The 21,344-nt window shown below is 66.1% G+C and carries 21 protein-coding genes; 13 read left to right on the forward strand and 8 right to left on the reverse strand.

Features of this window, described 5'->3' with window-relative positions:
• From OG326_RS35595 to OG326_RS35615, 5 genes are all read left to right on the forward strand, one after another.
• Window positions 1-378 carry a DUF5073 family protein gene (locus OG326_RS35595; RefSeq protein WP_327141504.1) on the forward strand — a complete coding sequence of 126 codons (378 nt, stop codon included), beginning with the start codon at window positions 1-3 and terminating at the stop codon, window positions 376-378.
• A gap of 56 nt (window positions 379-434) precedes the next feature.
• Window positions 435-1,364 carry an AraC family transcriptional regulator ligand-binding domain-containing protein gene (locus OG326_RS35600; RefSeq protein WP_327141505.1) on the forward strand — a complete coding sequence of 310 codons (930 nt, stop codon included), beginning with the start codon at window positions 435-437 and terminating at the stop codon, window positions 1,362-1,364.
• A gap of 34 nt (window positions 1,365-1,398) precedes the next feature.
• Window positions 1,399-2,388: an AraC family transcriptional regulator gene (locus OG326_RS35605; protein ID WP_327141506.1), complete on the forward strand. Its 990-nt coding sequence runs from the start codon at window positions 1,399-1,401 to the stop codon at window positions 2,386-2,388.
• Window positions 2,389-2,541: 153 nt separating this feature from the next.
• On the forward strand, window positions 2,542-2,733 hold the full coding sequence (locus tag OG326_RS35610; RefSeq protein ID WP_297613687.1) for a hypothetical protein: 192 nt from the start codon (window positions 2,542-2,544) through the stop codon (window positions 2,731-2,733).
• Window positions 2,734-2,753: 20 nt separating this feature from the next.
• On the forward strand, window positions 2,754-3,557 hold the full coding sequence (locus tag OG326_RS35615; protein WP_327141507.1) for a transglutaminase-like domain-containing protein: 804 nt from the start codon (window positions 2,754-2,756) through the stop codon (window positions 3,555-3,557).
• Window positions 3,558-3,578: 21 nt separating this feature from the next.
• Here OG326_RS35615 and OG326_RS35620 read toward each other — a convergent pair whose 3' ends face one another.
• Complete coding sequence (locus tag OG326_RS35620) at window positions 3,579-4,223, reverse strand: DedA family protein (protein ID WP_327141508.1); 645 nt, start codon at window positions 4,221-4,223, stop codon at window positions 3,579-3,581.
• Window positions 4,224-4,272: 49 nt separating this feature from the next.
• Window positions 4,273-4,947 (reverse strand): TMEM175 family protein, encoded by a 675-nt coding sequence (locus OG326_RS35625; RefSeq protein WP_327141509.1) that lies wholly within the window; start codon window positions 4,945-4,947, stop codon window positions 4,273-4,275.
• Between the two features lie 299 nt (window positions 4,948-5,246).
• On the opposite strand from OG326_RS35625, the gene OG326_RS35630 reads away from it, so the two are divergent.
• Window positions 5,247-5,780 carry an Imm42 family immunity protein gene (locus OG326_RS35630; RefSeq protein WP_327141510.1) on the forward strand — a complete coding sequence of 178 codons (534 nt, stop codon included), beginning with the start codon at window positions 5,247-5,249 and terminating at the stop codon, window positions 5,778-5,780.
• The gene (locus tag OG326_RS35635; protein WP_327141511.1) at window positions 5,777-7,186 is read left to right on the forward strand and encodes an ABC1 kinase family protein; all 1,410 of its coding nucleotides are present in this window, start codon (window positions 5,777-5,779) and stop codon (window positions 7,184-7,186) included. The genes OG326_RS35630 and OG326_RS35635 overlap by 4 nt, the downstream gene beginning before the upstream one ends.
• Here OG326_RS35635 and OG326_RS35640 read toward each other — a convergent pair.
• The gene (locus tag OG326_RS35640) at window positions 7,179-10,628 is read right to left on the reverse strand and encodes a tetratricopeptide repeat protein (RefSeq protein WP_327141512.1); all 3,450 of its coding nucleotides are present in this window, start codon (window positions 10,626-10,628) and stop codon (window positions 7,179-7,181) included. The two genes, OG326_RS35635 and OG326_RS35640, sit on opposite strands and share 8 nt — an antisense overlap.
• 196 nt (window positions 10,629-10,824) lie before the next feature.
• Here OG326_RS35640 and OG326_RS35645 point away from each other — a divergent pair, with 196 nt between their 5' ends.
• Entirely contained in the window at window positions 10,825-11,802 is a 978-nt protein-coding gene (locus OG326_RS35645; RefSeq protein WP_327141513.1) for a hypothetical protein, read from the forward strand.
• A 188-nt stretch (window positions 11,803-11,990) separates the two neighbouring features.
• Window positions 11,991-12,557 carry a YbhB/YbcL family Raf kinase inhibitor-like protein gene (locus OG326_RS35650; protein WP_327141514.1) on the forward strand — a complete coding sequence of 189 codons (567 nt, stop codon included), beginning with the start codon at window positions 11,991-11,993 and terminating at the stop codon, window positions 12,555-12,557.
• On the opposite strand, the gene OG326_RS35655 is transcribed toward OG326_RS35650, so the two are convergent.
• The 4 genes from OG326_RS35655 to OG326_RS35670 all read right to left on the reverse strand — a co-directional run bounded on the left by OG326_RS35655 (window position 12,558) and on the right by OG326_RS35670 (window position 15,572).
• On the reverse strand, window positions 12,558-13,988 hold the full coding sequence (locus tag OG326_RS35655; protein WP_327141515.1) for an MFS transporter: 1,431 nt from the start codon (window positions 13,986-13,988) through the stop codon (window positions 12,558-12,560).
• Window positions 13,989-14,058: 70 nt separating this feature from the next.
• A complete protein-coding gene (locus tag OG326_RS35660; RefSeq protein ID WP_327141516.1) occupies window positions 14,059-14,535 on the reverse strand; it encodes a MarR family winged helix-turn-helix transcriptional regulator in 477 nt (158 codons plus the stop codon).
• A 41-nt stretch (window positions 14,536-14,576) separates the two neighbouring features.
• Entirely contained in the window at window positions 14,577-14,918 is a 342-nt protein-coding gene (locus tag OG326_RS35665; RefSeq protein ID WP_327141517.1) for a hypothetical protein, read from the reverse strand.
• Between the two features lie 18 nt (window positions 14,919-14,936).
• Window positions 14,937-15,572 carry a TetR/AcrR family transcriptional regulator gene (locus OG326_RS35670; protein WP_327141518.1) on the reverse strand — a complete coding sequence of 212 codons (636 nt, stop codon included), beginning with the start codon at window positions 15,570-15,572 and terminating at the stop codon, window positions 14,937-14,939.
• Window positions 15,573-15,675: 103 nt separating this feature from the next.
• Here OG326_RS35670 and OG326_RS35675 point away from each other — a divergent pair, with 103 nt between their 5' ends.
• The 4 genes from OG326_RS35675 (at window position 15,676) to OG326_RS35690 (ending at window position 20,699) form a co-directional block, all read left to right on the forward strand.
• Complete coding sequence (locus tag OG326_RS35675; RefSeq protein WP_327141519.1) at window positions 15,676-16,602, forward strand: metal-dependent hydrolase; 927 nt, start codon at window positions 15,676-15,678, stop codon at window positions 16,600-16,602.
• On the forward strand, window positions 16,602-17,735 hold the full coding sequence (locus OG326_RS35680) for a hypothetical protein (protein WP_327141520.1): 1,134 nt from the start codon (window positions 16,602-16,604) through the stop codon (window positions 17,733-17,735). The genes OG326_RS35675 and OG326_RS35680 overlap by 1 nt, the downstream gene beginning before the upstream one ends.
• Before the next feature lie 173 nt (window positions 17,736-17,908).
• Entirely contained in the window at window positions 17,909-19,069 is a 1,161-nt protein-coding gene (locus tag OG326_RS35685) for a cytochrome P450 (RefSeq protein ID WP_327141521.1), read from the forward strand.
• 346 nt (window positions 19,070-19,415) lie between these two features.
• Entirely contained in the window at window positions 19,416-20,699 is a 1,284-nt protein-coding gene (locus tag OG326_RS35690) for an acyltransferase family protein (protein ID WP_327141522.1), read from the forward strand.
• A gap of 9 nt (window positions 20,700-20,708) precedes the next feature.
• Here OG326_RS35690 and OG326_RS35695 read toward each other — a convergent pair whose 3' ends face one another.
• Complete coding sequence (locus OG326_RS35695) at window positions 20,709-21,314, reverse strand: response regulator transcription factor (protein WP_327141523.1); 606 nt, start codon at window positions 21,312-21,314, stop codon at window positions 20,709-20,711.
• Between the last annotated feature and the right edge of the window lie 30 nt (window positions 21,315-21,344).

Consider the following 21,344-nt stretch of genomic DNA (forward strand, 5'->3'; position numbering starts at 1 on the left):
ATGACCCTTCCCGGATTCGATCCGGAGCGCGCGGCCGGCGTCATCGGTTCCGCGCTGCACGGCCCCGGTGGCGTCGGCCTGGTCTTCACGGTGTTCGCCGGAGTGCCGGGAGCGGTCCGCACACCGGCGCGGCGCGGGATGTTCCGCTCCGAACCCGAACGCCTGCAGCTGGGTAGCTGGCGCTACGAGGTCACCGGCGATCAGCGCATCCGCGCCGCGCACGTGGTCAATGGCATCGTGCTCGCCGAGGATGTGCTGACCGCCGCCGCGGTCGGACCACATGTGGCGCGGGCGCTCGCGGATCTGGTGGCGGGGTTCGGGCCGCCGGTACTGCCACAGATCGCCGCGGCGCTGGAAGTTCTCGAAACAGCGGGCTGAAACACACTTCGGCCGATTCCGGCTATTCACCGGTGATTTCGCCGCACCATTGCACAATGCACACCTCCGACACCGTTCTCATGCCGCGATTCATCCTCTCGCGCGCGGCAGCGGCGGGTATCGACCCGAACCGGCTGGCGCGCGCGGCGGGGATGCCGACCTGGCTACTGGCCGACAACAACTCCCGCACCCCCAGCGACTACTACCCGCGGCTGTGGGAGCTACTCGAACGTGAAGTGGGCGACCCGAATACGACGCTGCGGATGGTCGGCACCTACCGCGTCGGGGAGCTGGGCCTGTTCGACTATCTGATCTCCACCGCCGACACCCTCGGTGAGGGCCTGGCGGTGGTGGGACCCTACGTCGGCGCGGTGAGCACCAATTTCCGGATGGACGCGGGCGAGCAGACCGAGACCGAGGCGACCTTCGATCTGCATATGATCAATGCCGAAGGGCGCGGCCGGGATCTGGCCGTGCAGTCCTCCCTCGGCATTCTGGTTTCGCGGATCAGGCAGGTGACCGGGCGGCCCGTCAACCCCGTGCGCATGGCGTTCCGGCAGCGGGCGCCGCAGGACCACAGCGCTTTCATCGAGCACTTCGGTACCACCCGGCTGGATTTCGGTGCGCCGGTCGACAGCATGACCTACCGGCTCACCGATTTCGAACTGCCGCAGGTCACCGCCGATCCGATGCTGGCCGCGGTGCTGCGCCGGTACGCGGCGAGTGCACCGCCGCCGCCCCCGTACGCCACCGAATGGCCGGACCGGGTAGCCACCGAGCTGAAGCAGGAGCTGCGCCACGGCGAGCCGTCGCTGGATCAGGTGGCGCGCAGGCTCTTCACCAGTCCCCGCACCTTGCAGCGCCGCCTGGCCGATTCGGGGACGACGTGGCGACTGGAAGTGGACCGGGCGCGCAAGCGGCAATCGGAGACGCTCGATATCACCGGCGATCCGCAGACTCCGCACGCCGAGGCGAGCGACGAATAGCAGTGCGCCCGCTGCTATTCGGTGATGTCCGCGCGTGAATACCCGCTCGGATCGAGCCGACAGCATTCTCATGGCGCGGTTCGTCCTGCGGCGAGCCGCGCGGGCGGGGCTCGATCCCGACCGCCTGGCTCAGCGCGCCGGGGTGCCCGGCTGGTCCCTGGGCGGGGAGCAGGACCGGGTCTCCAGCCGGCACTGCCTGCGACTGTGGGAGTTGCTGGAACAGGAGTCGAACGATCCGGATATCGCACTGCGTTCCGCCGACGGCACGGACGGTGAGCTCGGGCTGCTGGAGTATCTGTTCCTCGCCGCACCGACTCTCGGTGCGGCGCTGGATGATTGCCTGCGGCTGTCCGGATCGCTCACCACCAGCTACGGCATGCGGATCACCGAGCGCGGCGATCGGGAAGTCACGTACGAGCTGCAGTTGCTCGTCGAGGAGGGCCGCGGTCGCGAGTTGACCGTGCACGCGGCCTTCGCATTCCTGCTGGGCCGGGCTCGTTCGGCGACCGGCTGCCGAGTGGATCCGGTACGGGTGACATTCCGGCAACGCGCACCCGAATCGCGCCTCGCCTTCGACGAGCTCTTCGGCACTGCGGCAGTCGATTTCGGGGCGACGAGCGATAGTTTCACCCTGGATGCGGCCGACCTCGCGCTGCCGCTGCGGACCGCCGATCCCGACCTGTCCGCGGTCCTGCACGGCTATGCGGCCACCTTGCCCGCGACGCCGCCGTTTCCCCCGACCTGGGCCGACCGATTGGCGGACGCGCTCGACACGGCCTTGGCGCAGGGCACGGCAACCCTCGATGCCGTTGCGCGCGAACTTCATACCTCGCCACGCTCCCTGCAGCGGCGGCTGGCCGAGTCCGGAACGAATTGGCGACGCGAGCTCGACCGCGCCCGCCGCCGGCGCCTCGATCGTGCCGGGCCGGTCCCGCGCGCCGCGCAGGCGGAGATCCTCGGCTACTCCGACGCCGCCAGTCTGCGCCGTGCCATTCAGCGCTGGCAGGAGCCCGGCAGGGGCTGAAAGCTCCGCTGCCAGAGCGCATTCCAGCACCCTCACAGCAAAGTTTGGCGTGTTGCCGACCGAGTTGGCGCTTTCGGTCCTCCCCCGCACCCATGCCCGGAATGAAACTGAACGGAAACGTTTTCGGCCCGGTACTTCGATTGGAGCTCTCCCATGCCCCACAGCGCAGCATCCGCCACCGTCTATGTCATCACCGCACTCGAGGCCACCGGCGCCGCCACCCGCAATGATTTCGATATTCCGGCCATTGTCACGACCACCTACAGCGTCACCGACACCTGGGATTTCGACAGTGTCGACCCGACGATCTTCTGGAATATCGCCGCCACGTTCATCAACCAGTAGAACGGTGGCACGATTGAGGTGTGAAGCGCGACGTCTCCGTACATCTCGACGTCAAAGTCCATGCCTCGACCGTCCTCGAATTCCAGATTGCCGTCGCCCGGCAGCCGGGAATCGATCTGAACGAATCACTGGTGTTCGAACTCGACGGCAGCCCACTGCAGCCGCAGGAGGTACCGGGGCCGCACGGCACCCGGATACACGTAATACACAGTGGCGCAGGGAATCTGCACGCGTACTACAGTGCGGCGGTATTCGGCGCGGCGGCGCCGGAACCCGTCACCGACTACGACCGCTCGATCTATCTGCGCCCGAGCCGATTCATCGACTCGGATAAGATGCTCGGCTTTGCCGCAGCCGAATTCGGCTGCGGCATAGACGATCCAGAAATGCCGGCGCGGGTCTCCGCCTGGGTGGCCCGCCGCATCTGCTACGCGCCCGGCAGCAGCCTGCCCAGCGATGGCGCGGTGGAGACGCTGCTGTCGGGCACCGGCGTATGCCGGGACTTCTCCCACCTGGTGGTCGCCCTGCTCCGGGCCATCGGCGTGCCCGCCCGGGTCGTATCGGTCTACCCGCCCGGCTGCTTCCCGATGGACTTCCATTCGGTCCCCGAAGCCTATGTGCGCGGCGCCTGGCAGGTCTTCGATCCCACCGGCCTGGCCCCGCGCACCAGCATGGTCCGAATCGCCACCGGCAGAGACGCTTCCGATATCGCCTTCCTCGGCAATCACGGCGGCGACATCACCGTCAACGGCCTGTGGGTCAAGGCCTTCATCGACGGCCCGCTACCCCGGGACGATTTCAGCCAACCGGCCACCCTCTGGTGAGGCTCGGCCGGGTGGTGCGGTTCAGTCGGCGTCGTGCGCGGACTCGTACTCGCTCTCGAAGCTGCGCTCGCGGCGGCGTTCGCGCAGCTTCCAGACGATGAGCGCGACGATCACGATGACGACGGCCGCGATGGCGGCATCGCGGCCCACGGTCTTCGCGACCTTCTCATAGGACTGTCCGGCAACAAATCCGAGCACTACGAAGGCCGTGCCCCAGACGATGCCGCCGAGCGCATTGAAGGCGAGGAAACGGCGGTAGGGCATCTTGGAGGTGCCGGCGAGCGCGGGCATCATGGCGCGGAAGAAGGCCACGAAGCGGCCCAGGAACACCGCCCAGCCCCCGCGGCGGGCGAGGAAATCCTGGGCCTGATCCAGCCGGCCGCGGTGCCGATCCAGAATGGAGACCTGCAACAGGCGCGGGCCCACCCGCTTTCCGATCTCGTAGCCGACGCTGTCGCCGAGGATCGCCGCGACCACCACGAGCAGGATCATGGCCCACAGGTACACATGCCCCTGACTGGCGGCGACCCCGCCGAGCACGGCCGCGGTTTCACCGGGCACCACGAATCCGACGAATATCGCGTCCTCGACGAATACCAGCGCCGTGACGATGAGGTACACCCACACCGGGGCGATATCCAGGATCCGGTGCAGCAGCGAGTTCATGACCGCAACGGTACCCAGTACCCGGCGGCCCGCGTCGCCCGCAGCGCACTCACTCGGCCGGTTGCGGGCGCTGCGCCCCGGGCCAGCCGCCGCTGGTGGCCGCGTACACGGCCAGCGCCACCATGTAGAGCACGAGCGCCACGATCGGCTGCACCAGCCCGATGAGCGCGATCACGTCGAACGCGATGAATCCCATCCACGCCAAACGGCTGTGCACACGCACGAATTCGGCATCGTGCCCCGGCTTGAACAGCGTCGGATCACGCCGCAGCGCCACCCACATGATCAGCCAGGCCATCGCCTGCACCGCGGCGACGACACCGTAGAACGCGGTCGCCACTCGCGCGTTCCAGGGGTCGCCATCGATATGGTGCGCCAGCGCCGTGGTCGGGAAAGGCAGGAATCCGACGCAGAGCAGCAGCAGCATATTGCCCCACTGCAGCAGCGAATCCACATGCTGGATACGGGCGAAGAAGTTGTGATGGCACACCCAGATGACCCCGACCGTGGCGAACGAGGCCACATAGGCGAAGTAACTCGGCCACAGCGACAGCAACTGATGCAGCAGATTCTCATGACTGTCCTCCGGCAGCCGAATCTCGAGCACCAGCAAGGTGATCGCGATGGCCATCACGCCATCGCTGAACGTCTCCACTCGCGCGGGCGTCCACCGGGTACGAGCTTCGGCGTGGTCTGTCTCGGCCGTCGAGCGCGGAAACTGCATCGTCGAATTATGGTCGAAGATCACCATCCCTGAACATGCCAATTCGACGCTGCCGAGGGTGCGATCGGCCGTCCGCAACGGATACCGATTCTCCGGACCGGAAAACACTCCCCAGCAGCGTCTTTCACCCGGCTGCCCACCGGAGTGGGACGGCGCGGACATTCCGGACTTCATACGATGCGGCGGTGGCCTGGTTCCAGCCCAGCCACGCGGGGTGCCGGGCTGGAGCCGAGCTGTGGCGCGGTGGCGGGTCGGAGCGGGTTGGTGGTGATCGTCGACAAAGATCTCCAGGGGGTGCGATGATGCTGGTCGGAGATCGTGGCCGCTTCGCGATCGAGTATGAGCTCGATCGCCTGCCCGGCGGCTCCGCGGGACTAGAACCGGGGCTGGGACACTGGATGTTCGGTCGAATTCGGTGGTGGTGTGGCGGTGAGAAGGTCGGTCGGTATCAGCCGAATACCGCGATCAGAGATGTGGCGGCCGCGGCCGATCGCATGCTGCTGTGCGACAGCGCCCGCCGCAGTCCGGCCCTGATGGCGCTGCCCGCGCCCGAGGTGGCGCATATCGTCACCGCGGCCCTGTTCGCCGACGACGATCGCTCCGATGCGCAGATCGCGGCGGACGGCGCACGCTACTGGCCGTTCTTCGTCGGCCCGCGCACCGAATCCTTCGAGCCGTGGGACATTTTCGTGATCGAGGACGATGCGGGCGCCAGACTGATCTGGGGCCCGGCCGGTCTGCCGGAAGTCCGCGAACGCGGTCTGCGTCGCGGTGAATTCGCCGGGGTCCTACGGGATTTCCTGGGTGCACTGGAGTGGGGTGATCGGCAATGACCGGATCGAAGCCGGTATCGACCTCCCGCCTGGCGCGGGGTTCCAAACTGGGCGCCGTGGTCGCCGCGCAGGCGGTGCGCAAACGCCGCACCAAGCTGTCCATGATCGGCCGTTCCGCCGAGGTCCGGGCCCGGATGGCCGATGAATCGGTGCTGCGCCTGGCCGAACAGCTGGTGGGCGTATTCGGCGAGATGAAGGGCCTGGCAATGAAACTCGGGCAGCTGCTGTCGCTGCTCGATCTGGAGCTGGTCCCGCCCCGCCAGCGCGAGGAATTCCAGCGCCGGCTGGCGGTGCTGTTCGATCATGCGCCCAGCGTCGACTTCGATGCCATGCGCGAGGTCATCGAGGAGGACCTCGGCGCACCCCTGAAGCAGGTGTTCGCCGAGTTCGATCCGGAGCCGATCGCCGCCGCATCGATCGGACAGGTCTATCGCGCAACGCTTTTCGACGGCACCGAGGTCGCGGTGAAGGTCCAGTACCCCGGCATCGATCTGGCGGTGCGCGCGGATCTGCGGAATCTGGGGCTATTGCGCGTCATGCTGCAGCAGGTCGCGCTGCCGGGCTTCACGCTCGCGGTGCTCGACGAGCTGCGCACCAATTTCGAGAAGGAGCTGGACTACACCGTCGAGGCGAACACCCAGCACCATGTGGCGACCATGTACGCCGGTCACCCGTTCATCACTGTGCCGCAGGCGTTTCCGGAACTGAGCAGCCGCCGCGTGCTGGTCACCGAATACTCCCCCGGTATCGATTTCGACGCCATGCGACAGCTCCCGGATGCCGAGCGCGATCGGATCGGCGAGATCATCTACCGGTTCTATGTGGGTTCCCTGTTCGAGCTCGCCGAGTTCTGCGGTGATCCGCATCCGGGCAATGTGCTGCTGCGCGCCGACGGCCGCGTGGTCTTCCTCGATTTCGGCCTGTACAAGCGAATGGCCCCGGAGCACATAGCGTTCGAGGCCACCTGCCTGCGCGCCGCCGCGGAGGATGAGTACGACGAGCTGTTCCGGCTCATGATCGAGCGCGGCGTCATCGACGAGCACTCCGCCGTCACCGCCGAGGAGTGCTACAACTACGTGCTCTCGGCCGCCGAATGGTGTCTGGTCGACGAGGAACTCCCGATCACCCCCGAACTGGCCTCCGGCGCCTTCCTGCACGCCATCGATCCACGCATTACCGAATTCGACGGCATGCGGCGGCAGTACCTGCCGCCGGAGCACCTGTTCTCCCGCCGCGTCGACTTCTGGACCTGTGCCACGCTGGGCCAGCTGCGCGCCACCGCGAACTGGCACCACATCGCCCGCGAGTGGATCAACGGCGCGGACCCGGTCACCGAATTGGGCCTGCAGCACCGGGATTGGAAGATCCGCCGCCAGGCCGCCGATCGCGCCGGGACGACTACCTAGCGGTATCGGGCACCGGCAGATCCCGCCAGACGCGGCGCTTCTTCCAGCGCACCTGGATCTCGCGCACCAGCCGGGTGGCATCGACATACGACACCACCGCATCCTGCGGCGCGCTGAATTCCCAGAGCGCGCCGAGCTTGTCGAGCAGTTCGGCCTGGCCGGGACGTTCGCCGATCTCCCGGAAGGTGGCCAGCAATTGCTGCACCAGGTCCGCGGCCCCGGCGTAGTCCCCGGCCTTGTACCGGACCAGCCCCAGCCCCATGAAGGCGTACACCTCGCCGAGGCGGTCGCCGATCTCGCGGAACAGCGCGGGCGCCTGTTCCACCAGTTCGGCAGCACCCGCGAGATCGCCCGCCTGGTAGCGCAGCAGGCCCAGGCCGATGAACGAATACGCTTGGCTGACACGATCATTGATATCGCGGAAGATGTCCACGGCCTGTTCGGCGAGCTGCGTCGCGGCGGCGAAATCACCGGTCGAATTCCGCAGAATGCTCAGGCCGCCCAGTCCGAAGGCATGCCCGAACCGGTCGCCGATCTCCTGATAGATGGTCAGCGCCTCCTGCACCAGCGCATCGGTTCCGGCCGCATCGCCGGTGGCGAAACGCAATCGGCCCAGACTGCTGAGGGCATAGGCCTCACCGACCCGATCACCGATCTCGCGGAAGATGTCCAGGGCCCGCTGCACCCGCCGCACCGCACCGGGCAGATCGCCCGCCGCGTACTCCAGCCGGCCCAGACTGCAGAGGGCGTACGCCTCACCGACCCGATCACCGATCTCCCGGAAGATCACCAGCGCCCGCTGCATGAGATCGCCCGCGCGGTCGTATTCACCACCGGCATACCGCACCAGCCCCAGCACGATCAGCGTGTAGGCCTGCCCGACCCGATCACCGATCTCGGTGAAGATGGCCAGCCCCTGCTCCATACGATCGGCCGCGCCGGCGTAGTCACCGGTCGAATACTGCACCAGGCTCAGATCATTGACGGTGTACGCCTGCCCGACCCGATCGCCGATTTCGGCGAAGATGGCCAGTGCGGGCTCCATGCGCGCGGCCGCGCCGGGCAGGTCGCCGGTGGCGTGCCGCAGCCGGCCGAGGCTGCACAGGGCGTACGCCTCCCCCAGCCGATCACCGACGTCCCGATAGATCGCCAGCGCCTGCCGGACCAGTTCGGCCGCATCGGGATAGTCGCCGGTCGCGAAGCGCACCGAGACCAGATCCTCGAGCGCGTTCGCCTCGGTGAAGCGATCCCCGATATCCCGGTAGATGGCCAGCGCCTCCTCCACCAGCCGCACCGCGCCCGGGTAGTCGCCGGTCGAATACCGCAGCACGCCCAGCTCATTGAGCGCGTGGGCCTCGCCGAATCGGTCGCCGATCTCCCGGAAGATGCCCAGGGCCTGCCGGAGCAGTTCCGCCGTCCCCGGATAGTCGCCCGTCGAGTAGCGCACCACGCCGAGTCCGATGAGGGCGTAGGCCTGCCCGCGCCGATCGCCGCTCTCCTGATAGATCGCCAGCGCCTGCCGCACCAGATCCGCCGTCGCGGGATAGTCACCGGTCGCATATCCCAAGCGCCCCAGGCTGCTCAGCGCCCGGGCCTGCCCGATCCGGTCCCCGATCTCCTGATAGCTCACCAGCGCCTGCCGCACCAGATCCGCGGTCCCCGGATAGTCACCGGTCGCGTATCGGACCATGCCCAGATCGCTGAGCGCATCGGCCGCGCCGACCAGATCGCCGCTGTGCTCGGCAATGGTGGCCGCGCGCCGATGCAGTTTGATGGCCAGCGGCCAGGGCCCGTCCAGCCGCAGCAGCCCGGACAGCACGCTGGTCAGCCCGACCACCCGGGCCGACTGATGCTGGGAGGCAGCATATTCCAGACAGCCGAGCAGATTGCCCCGCTCGGCCCGCAGCCACGCCAGCGCCTGCGCGCGGTCGGAGAAGTGCGGCGCACCGGTATCGGCCGCCGGGCGCAGCTGCCCGGCCAGATAGCGATCCGCACCCTCCCCGAGGTGCTGGTAGTGATCCAGCAGCCGCTCCACGACCTCGCGCCGGTCCTCGACCGGATCGGCCGCGACGAGCGCGACGGCGTACTCCCGCAGCAGATCGTGCATCCGATAGCGCCCGCCCGCCGGTTCGTCGAGCAGGTGATCGGTGAAGAGCGCGTCCAGCTCTCGTCGCGCGGCGCTCACCGGAATGCTGTCCAGCACCGCGGTGGCGTGCGTATCGATATCCTGACCGGGGTGCAGGCTCAGGCGGCGGAACAGGCGCTGCCGCTCCGGCGGCAGATCCCGATAGGACATGGTGAAGGCCGCGTAGACGGCCCGCTCCCCGGCTTCGAGCTCGCTCAGGCGATCCTGTGCCGTCGCGACATCCGCGGCCATACCGGAAATGGTCCAGGAGGCATGATGCGCCAGGCGGCTGGCGAGCAGCACGATGGCCAGCGGCAGATATCCGCACAGCCGGACGATGTCGGCGACCGCAGGGCGTTCGTCCGCGCTGGGTGTGCGGCGCGCGAGCGTGCAGAACAATTCACCGGCCTTCGCCGGATCCAAGGTGTCCAGTGCGAAGGGTTGCGAACCGTCCAGTGCCACCAGTCGCCGCCGGCTGGTGATCAGGGTCAGGCAGCCGGGCCCATTGGGCAGCAGCGGCTCCACCTGGGCGTGGTCCAGGGCGTCGTCCAGCACCAGCAGAATTCGCTTGCCCGCCAGCCGATCTCGCCACATGCTGCGGCGATTGTCGAGACTGTCGGGAATGCTGCGCGGGTCCGTGCCCAGATCGGTGAGCAGCCCGGCCAGCACATCGGCGGGCTTCGCGGTGACATGCCCGGGGGTGTGGGCATGCAGATTGACGAAGAAGCGACCATCCGGGAACTGGTCCGCGAGCCGGTGTGCGGCCCGAGTTGCCAAGGCGGTCTTGCCGATTCCGGGCATACCGTCGATGGTGTGGATGGACACCACCCGCTCGGCCCCGGCGACCGCGAGAATGCGCTGCAATTCATCCTCGCGGCCGATGAGTGTTTCCACATCACGCGGGAGGGTGTCGGTCAGGGTGAGGCGCGGCGGGATCGACTGCTGCGGCACCGGCGCGGCCACCGATCCGGCGCCGGCCTCCACCACGGCGTCCTCCCAGAGCCGGTGCCAGGCAACAATATTCAACTGCACCCCGGCGACCTGATCACGCTTCTGCTGTGTGAGGTAGATCAGCGTCGCCAGCACCGGTTCCAGTGAGGAGAACTTGGCCGGCACATTCTTCCCGGACCGCCAATCACTGAGGCGCTGGATTGTCGGCAGTCCCTGCGTGCGGCGCATCCGGACCTTGGTCATCCGCACCACCTGATCCAGCGTCGGATTTCCCGCCGCCTCGAACAGTTCAGACAACCGCTGTGCGAACAATTCTCGTGCCGAGACGGACTTTCCCTGAGCGCCCGTGCGGGCCGATAGTGCCACGCAAACAGGCTAACCGCGCTGATCATCCACGGGAATGGCCCAGACCGGTTGCCACAGCGTAGCCGAAGTCGTGATCATCACGTGACGACAATCACTCGGTTAACGGTCGGGCACTCCAGGAAGATTTCATTGCGAATAATTCGTCCGGAAGCTCCGGGCGACGCGCACTGAGATTGTAAATCTTCTGGGAGGCAGCGTGCGATCGATCATGAAATCGTCGATTCCGGTGGCGCGAAAGCGCCGTATTTTCAGCAGCATCGGGGCAGCGATGCTCATCGGCACATCCGCACTATTACTTACCGCGTGCAATGACAAGGACACCAAGGCCGGCCCGACCTCCGAAGCCGCGGCGCCGATGGGCACCGGCCAGCCGGGGGAAACCACCGCCGCCGCCAATGGTCAGGCCACGGTTCGCACCGTCGGCAAGACCGGTTGGTACGACGGCTTCGACATCACGGTGGACAAGGCGACCGTCGTGCCGGACCAGTACGGCGGGGCCAAGGTCCGGATCGACCTCACCTACAAGAACAACACCACCGACAACAAGACGCTGAGCGAGAACCCGTATCTGCAGGTCGGCAAGGAAGTCGACGCGGGGGCGAGCTTCGATAATCCGACCGTGCCCGGAAAGGGTTCGGCCGCAGGCGATATCACCACCTCAGTACAGAAGCTGGGCGATGCGCAGCACCTGCTCGATACCATTTCGGTGGTCTACGGCCAGGCCGCGGACAACCAGACCACCATTCCGCTGCAGGCCGACGGCAAGGTGGACAGCATTGCGCCGAAGACCCTGGACGTGAATGGCACGCTGGTTCAGGATCAGACCACGATCCAAATCACCGGCGGCACACTATCGCCCAGTTACACCAAGAACGAGCACGGCAAGATGGATCTCGCGCTGCATATCAAGATCATTGGCGGGACCGGGATTTCGGATGGCGGGCTGAATATCTTCACCGAATACTTCAGCGTCAAGACACCGGACGGCCAGTCCCTCACGGCCGACGATCGCTCGCCGATCAATGAGTTGCTCGCGCGGAGCCAAACCATCGACAATGCCAAGGATTTCGTCGATTTTGTGGTCCCGGCTCCGGGCCCCGGCACCTACGTGGTGGCCTACGACGCCACGAAGGGAGCGAGCACGGCGCCGACGTTCTCCTTCACCGTCAGCTGATTCGGCAGTCACCCACCCCATGAAGTACAGTCAAACTGCACAGTTTGACTGTACTTCTTGTCGGTGGAGGAAGACGATGACGGACGACCTCATCGCCTGCGGTGGAGATCTACCGCTTCGTGTGGCCCCTGCCCCTTCCCGCGGATGCACGGAAGCTGTGAAAACCGCTCTATCCCAGGGAGTTTCTCTTGGCCATCATCGGAAAGCTGCTCAAGAACCGTCGTGCGGGCGAGGACGGCTTGGCGTCGAATCTACCTAATCTGGCCGGAGGCAAGACCTTCGAGCTCACCAGCCCCGACTTCGATCACGAAAGCGTGCTCGACAAGATCCACGCTTCGAAGCGGATCGGCGGCCAGGACCTCTCCCCCGCGCTGATCTGGTCGGGAGTCCCCGGCGACGCGGCCCAATTACTGCTGGTGGTCGAGGATCCCGATGCGCCGACCGGTCTGCCCTTCGTGCACTGCGTGGCACTGCTGGACCCGGCGCTCACCGCACTGCCGCAGGGCGCGCTGCAGACCGGCACCGCGACGCCTGGCGTGCGGGTGCTCCGCTCCGGAATGGGTCGCGGCTATCAGGGTCCCGCACCGATCAAAGGACATGGCCCGCACCGCTACACCTTCCAGCTCTTCGCCCTGACGACCACGATCACCGAGGTCGGCGGTAAGTCCCCGGAGTCCGCCAAGCCCCGTGATGTCCTCGCCGCCGCGACCGCCGGCGCGAAGGCCCGAATCGACGGCTTCTACGAACGCCTCTGACTAGGCAGCTGCGACTAGCTGATCCGGAGCGGAATCCATTGCGGCAGTGGGACGTCGCAGCACGGTGAATGTGACGACCAGCGCGGTGGCCAGCAGTCCGGCGGCCACCGCGAAGGCGAGCCGGTAACCGGCGGTCAGTGCTGCCGCCTCGGAAGCGCCTGCGACCACACGGTTTCCGGTGCGCGAGGCGGCCAGGGTGGACAGCACTGCGACCCCGATCGCCATTCCGACCTGCTGGGTGGTGTTGAACAGTCCGGAGGCGAGTCCGGCGTCATCGGCGGCCGCGCCGGACATGCCCAATCCCGTCAGCGCGGGCAGCGCCAGACCACCGCCGGCGATCAGCACCATCATCGGCAGCAGATCCGGGACATAGGAGGCGTGCACGGGAAGTCGTATCAGCCAGAGCATTCCGCCCAGCAGCAGCACCAATCCGGCGATCAGCACGGTGCGCTCACCGAATCGGGTGATGAGCCGTGCGGACACCAGCAGCGAGACTCCGCCGATCGCCAGGGCCGCGGGCAGCATGGCCAGACCGGTCTGCAGGGCGCTGTAACCGAGCACCTTCTGCATGTACAGCGCGACGATGATCTGGAAGGCGAACATGGCCGACAATGTCAGCATCTGCGCCAGGTTCGCTCCGGAAACATTGCGCGAGTGGAAGATCCGCAGCGGCAGCAGTGGGGTCCGCGCCGTCTTCTGACGCAGCACGAAGGCGACCAGCAGAGCCAGGGACACCGCGCCCAAACCCAGCGTGTGCACCGACAACCAGCTGTACTGCTCGACCTTGACCACGGTGTAGATGCCGAGCATCAATCCGGCGGTCACCAGCAGCGCGCCGAGCGCATCGGCGCCCGCGGCCACTCCTGCCCCGCGGTCCGCGGGCAGCGCCTTGATCGCCACCGCGACGGTCAGCACGCCGATCGGCACATTGATCAGGAAGATCCAGTGCCAGTTCAGCGCGTCCGTCAGCACCCCGCCGAGCACCTGCCCGATCGAGGCGCCCGCGGCTCCGGTGAAGCTGAAAACGCCTATGACCTTTGCCCGTTCGCGGTTCTCGGTGAAGATCGTCACCAGAATGCCGAGCACCACCGAGGCGGCGATGGCACTGCCCACACCCTGTAGGAAGCGGGCGGCGATCAGCATGCCGGGACTTGTCGCCGCGCCGGCCAGCAGCGAGGCGCCGGTGAAGACGGTGTTCCCGATCAGGAACATCTTCTTGCGCCCGATCAGGTCACCGAACCGCCCGGCCAGCAGAAGCAGGCCGCCGAACGCGATCAGATAGGCATTGACGGTCCAGCTCAATCCGGCGGCCGTGAACCCGAGATCGCGCTGGATCGCGGGCATCGCCACGGTCACGATACTGCCGTCGAGAATCGTCATCAGCGCGGCGGCCGAGAGCACCGCGAGGGCAATACGTTTGGACACAGTCATGGTCTTCTCCTGTTCGAACCAACAAGAGAGACCGTACTAGATAGTTCCGTTGCAGACAATCTCCAACGGACTATTGCCGCGCCCGGCGGGCCGTAGAGGCCTCCGCCGCAGTCGAAAGATGGCCGTCCGCCAGGCGATTGAGCGCCTTCAACAGAATTTCGCGCTCCCGCACCGGCAGTGCCTCCAGCGCCTCCCGATGGACGCCGTCGACGATTTTCGCGCTGCGCCCGGCGAGTTCCGCCCCCTTCGGGGTGACCGCGATAATCCGCGCCCGCCGGTCGGCGCTGGACGGCCGGCGCTCGGCCAGCCCCGCCTTCTCCAGCGCGTCCACGGTCACCACCATGGTCGTCTTGTCCATATCCCCGAGCTCGGCGAGCTGCGCCTGCGTGCGCTCGTCCTCGAGCGCGTGCACCAGCACGCAGTGCATCCGCGCCGTCAGCCCGATCTCCGCGAGCGCCGCCGCCATCCGGGTGCGCAGTACATGACTGGTGTGGTCGAGCAGATACGACAGGTCCGGTTCGGTACGCGCGGGCGCCAATGCGGTCATGCCGCCATCATAGTTTTGTTGCAGATAATCTGCATTGCCCTCTATACGACGGCGAAGGAGGCGCTGCGCCCGCGGGCGTCCAGCCGCCCGTCACCCCAGCTCGCACTGCCGTAGGCGTCGATCTCGATCGCGTACTCACCGGCGGGCAGCGCTTCCGGCAGGTGCAGCAAGGTCGCGGGATGTCGGTCCACTATGTCGAGGTATGTCCGCTGCGGCTCAGTTCCCAAGGCCACCAGGAAGATTCGCGCGTACTCGAGCTTCTTACAGCGCGCGCCCGAGGCGGTATCCGGGGCCCAGCTGACAGCGAGCGACCGTGCCGCGGCGGTGAATTCGATGGCGACTCGCAGCGCCGCCGTTCCCTCGAGCTCTGCCCGATAGCCCACGACCGCCTCCTCGACCAGCTACTGCCGCCCAGCCTCCACAATACGTCCCGCCTGCGCCTGAGCGATGATGGCGGAGCCCATCCAGCGGCGTAGATAGCGCCGGAGATCGGCATCGCTGCGCGGCGGATTGCCCGGGGCGATGAAGAACGACTGCATGGTTCGCAGCAGGTATTCGACGAGTTCGTGCAGTGATTCGTCGTTGTAGCCGTAGTGCTCCCAGTCGACGTCGAAGCGCCGGATCATGGTCATGCCAAAGGCCTGCGCCTCCTCGGAGGTGATGCCTTCGGGATGGACGCTGGAGTAGGTGGCCGAGAGCAGAATGCCCAGGTGCGGGGTCCGGTGCACCTGCGTCAGGGTGTAGACCACGGCTTCGGTCATGGCTTCGACCGGATCTTCCATGCCCTTCACCTGCTGCGCCAGCCGATCCAGGTAGCCGTCGACCGAGGCGATCGCCGAGGCGCGCATGAGCGCATCCGCGCTCGGGAAGTAGCGGTACACCGTCTGGCGAATGACGCCCAGGGATTCGGCGACATCGGCAATGCTGATTTCCGAGCCGGTGCGGCCGATCAATTCGACTGCGGCAGCGACGATTCGACGCGATGCCTCGTCATCGGTCTCCGGCGGACTGCCGCCCCACCCGCGCCTTCTTGCCACTGCGCCGACGCTACCAGGGGGTTGTCGCATCTCCGTCGCATGCCTCGCTGATCGAGGCAATCATACACTTGTACGTTTCTCTGTATGTTTGTATGTTGACCAGATGACTGATCTGGTTGTGCGGAAGATGAATTTCGCCTTCGAGGACTACGACGTCCCCTTCCTCTGGAACGAGGAGAATCCGGCCTTTTCGAGCATGGCCAATGCCGTCTCGTTCCTGGCCATCGGCTTCGAGAAGATGATCGTGCAGCTGATCACGCAACTGAAGCCCGTGATCACCGATCCCGAAGTCGCCGAGGAGGCCGATGCCTTCATGCGGCAGGAGGGGCAGCACTCCACCGCCCACCGCCAGCATGTGCGCGGGCTGATCCGGAGCCATCCGGGACTGCAGGAAACGCTGGATGAGGTCATCGGCGAATTCGACCGGCTCACCGCGAATACGTCGCCGAACTATCGGCTGGCCTACACCGCCGATCTGGAGGCGACGTTCACCTCGGTGTTCAAGCTGATGCTCGACAATGAGGCCGCTCTTTTCCGGCCCGGCGACGATCGCGTCGCCTCCCTGTTCATCTGGCACTTCGTCGAGGAGGTCGAGCATCGCAGTTCCGCGCTCATCATCTTCGATTCCGTTGTCGGCAGCGATCTCTACCGGATGCGCATGGCTCCATCGATCTTCAAGCATGTGCTGAAGGTCGTCGCAATCGCCTGTGCGGGCTTCAATAAGCATGTGCCGCTGGAAGATCGGAAGGTCGACGCGGAGGCCATGTTCGCCAAGTACCGGAACAAGCAGCACCTGCGCAGATGGCTGCCCGGCCTGACACCGCAGAACACCGGCCCAATGCTGCGCGCGTTCGACGCCCTCCCCCTCGGCGAGCAGCTCATCGCACTGCGCGGCATCATTCGCAGCCAATTGCCGAAACACAATCCCGCACACGAGAAACTGCCGGCCCTGGCGGATGTGTGGTTCAAGCGCTACGACGCCGGATACGACGTCTCGCGCTGGTACACCGCGGATGCGAAGGTGCAGTGATGTCCGACCATTGCGCACCCACCTTCGACCAGCTGGCGAAGTCGCTCGGGTTCTCCTGTCAGCAGGCCGGTGGCCTCGTCGAGTTCCGAAATCCGTTCGGGCTGGAGAACTGGACCCTGCCGGTGCTCGAATGCACCGTCATACTCGGCTCGATCCTGGCGCTCGTGCTCGCCATCGTGCGCCTGCGCCGCGGCGATCCCACCAACCTGGTGCTCTGGTTCGGCGCCACCGCATACCTTTTCATCATCGAACCCCCGCTGTACTTCCCCGCGGCGTTCGGCATCAGCGGTCACGTCGACACCATGTTCGCGCACAATGTGTTCACGGTGGACTTCCTCTGGGGCCGCCTGCCGCTGTACATCGTGGCGATCTACCCGTTCATGGCGACGGTGGCCTACGAAATCGTCCGAATGCTGGGCGTTTTCAAGCAATACGGCGCCTTCGTCGGCGCGGTCTGCGTCGGCTTCGTGCACCACGCCTTCTACGAGATCTTCGATCACCTCGGCCCCCAGCTCCGCTGGTGGGAATGGTCCACCAAGAACTCCCTGAACCAGCCCTTCTTCGATTCGGTGCCCCTGCCGAGCGTGGTGGTATTCGCCGCCCTGTGGCCGATGTCCCTGGCCTTCTGCGTCTACTGGTTCGCCGGCCGCCACGTGGACCGGGGCCGGAGCTTCACCGGCCTCCAATTGACCTGGCGCACAATAGTAATCGGCCTCCTAGCCTCCCTGGGCACCTTCATCCTGCCCCTCCCCGCCACCATCGCCGGCTCATTCAGCACCACAGCCGGCGGCGTCCTCTACGCCGCGGAACTGATCATCCTCAGCGCGGTAGCCGCCGTAGTCCTCTTCCGCCAATGGCAGCGCCTGCGCCAAGACCCCGCCGACACCCCCCATTACACGAACAACCTCATCCGCTACTACAGCGCGGCCTACCTGATCGTCTTCGCATTCCTCTGGGCCACAGCCCTCCCCGACTTCTTCAACGCCGTCGACGGCAAAACCCCCAACGGCGACCCCATAGGCAACCTCTGGTACACCCTGGCCTGCTTCGCAGTCGCAATCCTCTGCGTCCTAGCCACTTTCACCGTCCAGCACAGAGCAACCCGGACAACCCCCGCCCTAGCCACAGTCTGAAGCCACCCCTCCGACGCCCAGCGACCCTCACCCTCAGCAGCGGGGTGGGGGTTTGTGCATTGAACACGATGGAAGCTGAGGCTCTCGCTCGTTCGGCCGTGTGATGCGGGGATCGAGCGGCAGTATGGGAGTGGGCCATCACGCCTGGTCGGCCACGTCCGGAGGAGTAGCCAATGAAACCTTCTGATCTGCCTCGTGATTCACGCTTCTATACGGCGGGCGAGCCGTTCGAGGAGCAGGGGGTGCTGCATTTCACGCGGATGGCGGATGTTGTCGAGATCTTTCGGTGGGAGAAGAAGGGGGCGTTCACAACAGATTTCAGTTATCTGCTCGAGTTCGTCGGGGGGTTGGGTGTGCCGATGCCGGCGCGACCGCACCTGAATATGCTTTTTCCGTGGACTCAGGGCGAGGAGAGGCTGGACGGCTCGCCGGGCAGGCACGCGGTGTTGCATGGACTGCTCGCCAAACACTTCGGCAGAACATCGATCGCGGAGCTGGAGACGACGGTCCGCGATTTGGCTGCCAGGGGGCTTCGCGAAGGGGTCGAAAACTCTTCGGGTGAGTTCGATCTGGTGGAGTTCGCCACCACGCTGTCGTCGCGAGTTGTTTCGTCATTGCTGGGGCTGCCGCTGGACGTGGCGGACATCGTCCGGGAGGAAGTGGAAGCCTACGAACGGCGGCCGGGGTTCGAGGCGCTCGAACCGGAGTCGCCAGAGCTGCGCGCATTCTTCCAGGGACTGTTCGACAATGAGCCGAAAGACGGCCTGCTGACGGATCTTTCGGCCGCGCATGCCGCGGGAACCATTGATCGGGACGAGCGCGATGCCTTGGTCTGGGGCTGCTGGGCCGCCGGGTTGAGCACCACGGCGACAGCCATCTCCCTTCTCATCGGCCTCATCATCGAGCTCGATCTGCTCCAGGCGGCAGCCGCGGCCGATACTCCCTGGCTCGAGGCGGTCACGCACGAGACCCTCCGCTACACAACACCTTTCACCCTGGTCCCGATGTACGCCACCGACAAGATCACCCTCACGTCTGGTACGACTCTCAGCGCCGGCCAGCCGATCCAACTCGCACTGAGTGCGGCCAACCGCGATCCGGCGGTATTCGGCCCCGACGCCGGCACCTTCCAGCCCGAACGCGCGCACTCCACCCGGCACATCGCCTTCGGATTGGGCATGCACTGGTGCCTGGGAGACAGCCTGGCCCGCCTCGAGATGCGCACGGCGCTACAGGAACTAGCGCGAACCCTCCCCACACCCACCATCCGCGCATGGCGCCGCGACACCGGCCTGCTGGACCGCGTCGCGGTCGCCCGACTCGCCTACCGATGACCAGACCGTGGGGTACCGCCGACTAGGCATGCAGGTACAAGTACATCGACATTGCTGTTGCGGCGGGGGCGGTCGGACGCACCGCGGGCCGAGGGAGAAGGCTGATCACCATTACCCCGCGCAAGATTGCTGCCATTGCCAGCGTTTGATGACGCATGCGCATAATGCGGCGTTGCGCGCCATTCGACCGTGATCGAAGTGCGCTCCTCCGCAGGAGATTTCGTCCCCGGGGCGAACGGCGCGGCAGATCGAGTGCGGCATCCAGTGAACGGGCCGGTTCGACGCCGGTCACGATCGCTGGCTATGTTTTGGCTGATCTTGTTCGAATTTTTTGGGGGAATACGGCGTGACCACATCTGAAGAGGCTGTTGCGGATTCGAACGCGCCGGTCGAAGACAAGGTACGGACCCGTGGCGGCCGGTTCGAATTTCTGGACGCGCTGCGCGGTCTGGCGGCATTGGCCGTGGTGATCCACCATTGTTCAGAAGTGCTGTGGCCAGGCTATATACGATTCTCGACGGAATACTTCGGGGCCGGCGTGTTCGGGGTCGTGGTCTTCTTCATCGTCAGCGGCTTCATCATTCCGGCATCGCTGGAGCGCGGGCGGTCGCTGGGGGCGTTCTGGGTGGGCCGGTTCTTCCGGCTGTTCCCGCTGTTCTGGGGCTGCCTGATCGCAGCGCTGATCCTGCATGCCGTGGGCGTATACGGTGGTCCGCCCGGATGGATGGCCAGCCCCGCATGGAACCTCGTCACGAATTTCACTATGGCGCACTGGTTCCTCAGTGGCCCGAACTCGCAGATGGTCATCGTCGCCTGGACCCTGTCCTACGAGCTGGTCTTCTACATGTTCGTATCGCTGCTGTTCATCGGCAGACTGAACCGCCGATCGGTGCCCCTGGCCGTGCTCGCGATCGGTTCGATCTTTCTCGCCGCGCTGTTCCTGCCGATCTCGATGGTCAACGGCTCCGACGCGACCCTCGCCACTCGCCTGACCGTCGTGGTTGCGACGGCAGTGGTCGCGGTGTTCTTCGCCCGCCGAGCGGCCACCAGGCGCTCGGCCGCCGCCGCGGTCCTACTCGCAGCGCTCGCTATCCCGTTGGTGCTCAACCAACCTGGGCCGTCCGGGTACTCCGCCGCGATCTTCGCCACGATGTTCGTCGGCACGGTGATGTACCGGATGACAGCGGGCGAGGTCTCCGCCAAACTCGGCTGGGCAGTCTTCGGCCTCGCCCTCTGCGCGATCATCGGACTCGCACTGCTGCAGCGGCCCGACCTGGAACCGGTGGGCGGCGCCGTCGTCATCTGGAAGAAGTACGGCATCACCATGGTTGCCTCCTACCTCCTGTTCGCGGCGGCACTCCTGCTGCGCCGATACCCCTTCCCACGCCCCTTGCTGTTCCTGGGACGGATCAGCTACTCCCTGTACTTCGTGCACGCCCTGGCGATCAACTTCCTACCCAAGTGCCCGGTATCGATCGCCGGAATACCCGCAGCCTGGCTCACCTTCTGCCTCTGGGTATTCGGCTCGATCGCCCTGGCCACCCTGACCTACCACAAGGTCGAAAAAACCTTCCTCACCCTCGGGCACCGCCTGATCGCCAAGCTGGACGCGCGAGCACAACCCCGGTAGCGGAAACAGCTACAACCAGCCCGCATCGGAGGCCAGGCGGACCGCATCGACGCGGTTGCGGGCCTGGAGTTTTGTGACGGCGGCGGCCAGGTAGTTGCGGACTGTTCCGTAGGACAGATGCAGTTGAGCAGCGATCTCTTTGGGGTCGGCGCCTGCGGCGCATCGGCGGAGCACTTCGGCCTCGCGGTCGGTGAGGGGATTAGCGGGGGTACGCAGTGTTGCGGAAGCCAGTGCCGAGTCGAGTACCTCACCGCCCGCGGCGACGGTCCGGATCGCCTGCAGCAGCGCGTTCCTGGGGCTGTCCTTCAGCACGAATCCACCGACGCCTGCCTGCACCGCGCGGCGCAGGTGGCCGGGGTTGGCGAGGGCGGTGAGGATGAGCACGCGGCAGTCCGGGTAGTGCTCGCGCAGTTCCGCGGCCGCGGTGAGCCCGTCCTTGCCGGGCAGGTCGATATCGATAATCGCCAGATCAGCCTGTTCGGCAACGGCACTGGCCACGATGCGCTCGCCACGATCCAGGGCTGCGACGACCTCGATATCGTCCTCGAACTCCAGCGAGGCCACCAGGGTGTCGCGGAGCAGTCGCATGTCCTCGGCAACCAGGACCCTGATCATGCGCACTCACTCCCCATCCGGAACAGCGTC

This window comes from Nocardia sp. NBC_01327 (assembly GCF_035958815.1).
Lineage (GTDB): Bacteria > Actinomycetota > Actinomycetes > Mycobacteriales > Mycobacteriaceae > Nocardia.

Coding starts and splice junctions, on each gene's coding strand:
- OG326_RS35595 (WP_327141504.1), top strand. CDS start 1: ATGACCCTTCCCGGATTCGATCCGGAGCGCGCGGCCGGCGTCATCGGT.
- OG326_RS35600 (WP_327141505.1), top strand. CDS start 435: ATGCACACCTCCGACACCGTTCTCATGCCGCGATTCATCCTCTCGCGC.
- OG326_RS35610 (WP_297613687.1), top strand. CDS start 2,542: ATGCCCCACAGCGCAGCATCCGCCACCGTCTATGTCATCACCGCACTC.
- OG326_RS35620 (WP_327141508.1), bottom strand. CDS start 4,223: ATGAACTCGCTGCTGCACCGGATCCTGGATATCGCCCCGGTGTGGGTG.
- OG326_RS35625 (WP_327141509.1), bottom strand. CDS start 4,947: ATGCAGTTTCCGCGCTCGACGGCCGAGACAGACCACGCCGAAGCTCGT.
- OG326_RS35630 (WP_327141510.1), top strand. CDS start 5,247: ATGATGCTGGTCGGAGATCGTGGCCGCTTCGCGATCGAGTATGAGCTC.
- OG326_RS35635 (WP_327141511.1), top strand. CDS start 5,777: ATGACCGGATCGAAGCCGGTATCGACCTCCCGCCTGGCGCGGGGTTCC.
- OG326_RS35655 (WP_327141515.1), bottom strand. CDS start 13,988: ATGACTGTGTCCAAACGTATTGCCCTCGCGGTGCTCTCGGCCGCCGCG.
- OG326_RS35660 (WP_327141516.1), bottom strand. CDS start 14,535: ATGACCGCATTGGCGCCCGCGCGTACCGAACCGGACCTGTCGTATCTG.
- OG326_RS35675 (WP_327141519.1), top strand. CDS start 15,676: ATGACTGATCTGGTTGTGCGGAAGATGAATTTCGCCTTCGAGGACTAC.
- OG326_RS35680 (WP_327141520.1), top strand. CDS start 16,602: ATGTCCGACCATTGCGCACCCACCTTCGACCAGCTGGCGAAGTCGCTC.
- OG326_RS35685 (WP_327141521.1), top strand. CDS start 17,909: ATGAAACCTTCTGATCTGCCTCGTGATTCACGCTTCTATACGGCGGGC.
- OG326_RS35695 (WP_327141523.1), bottom strand. CDS start 21,314: ATGATCAGGGTCCTGGTTGCCGAGGACATGCGACTGCTCCGCGACACC.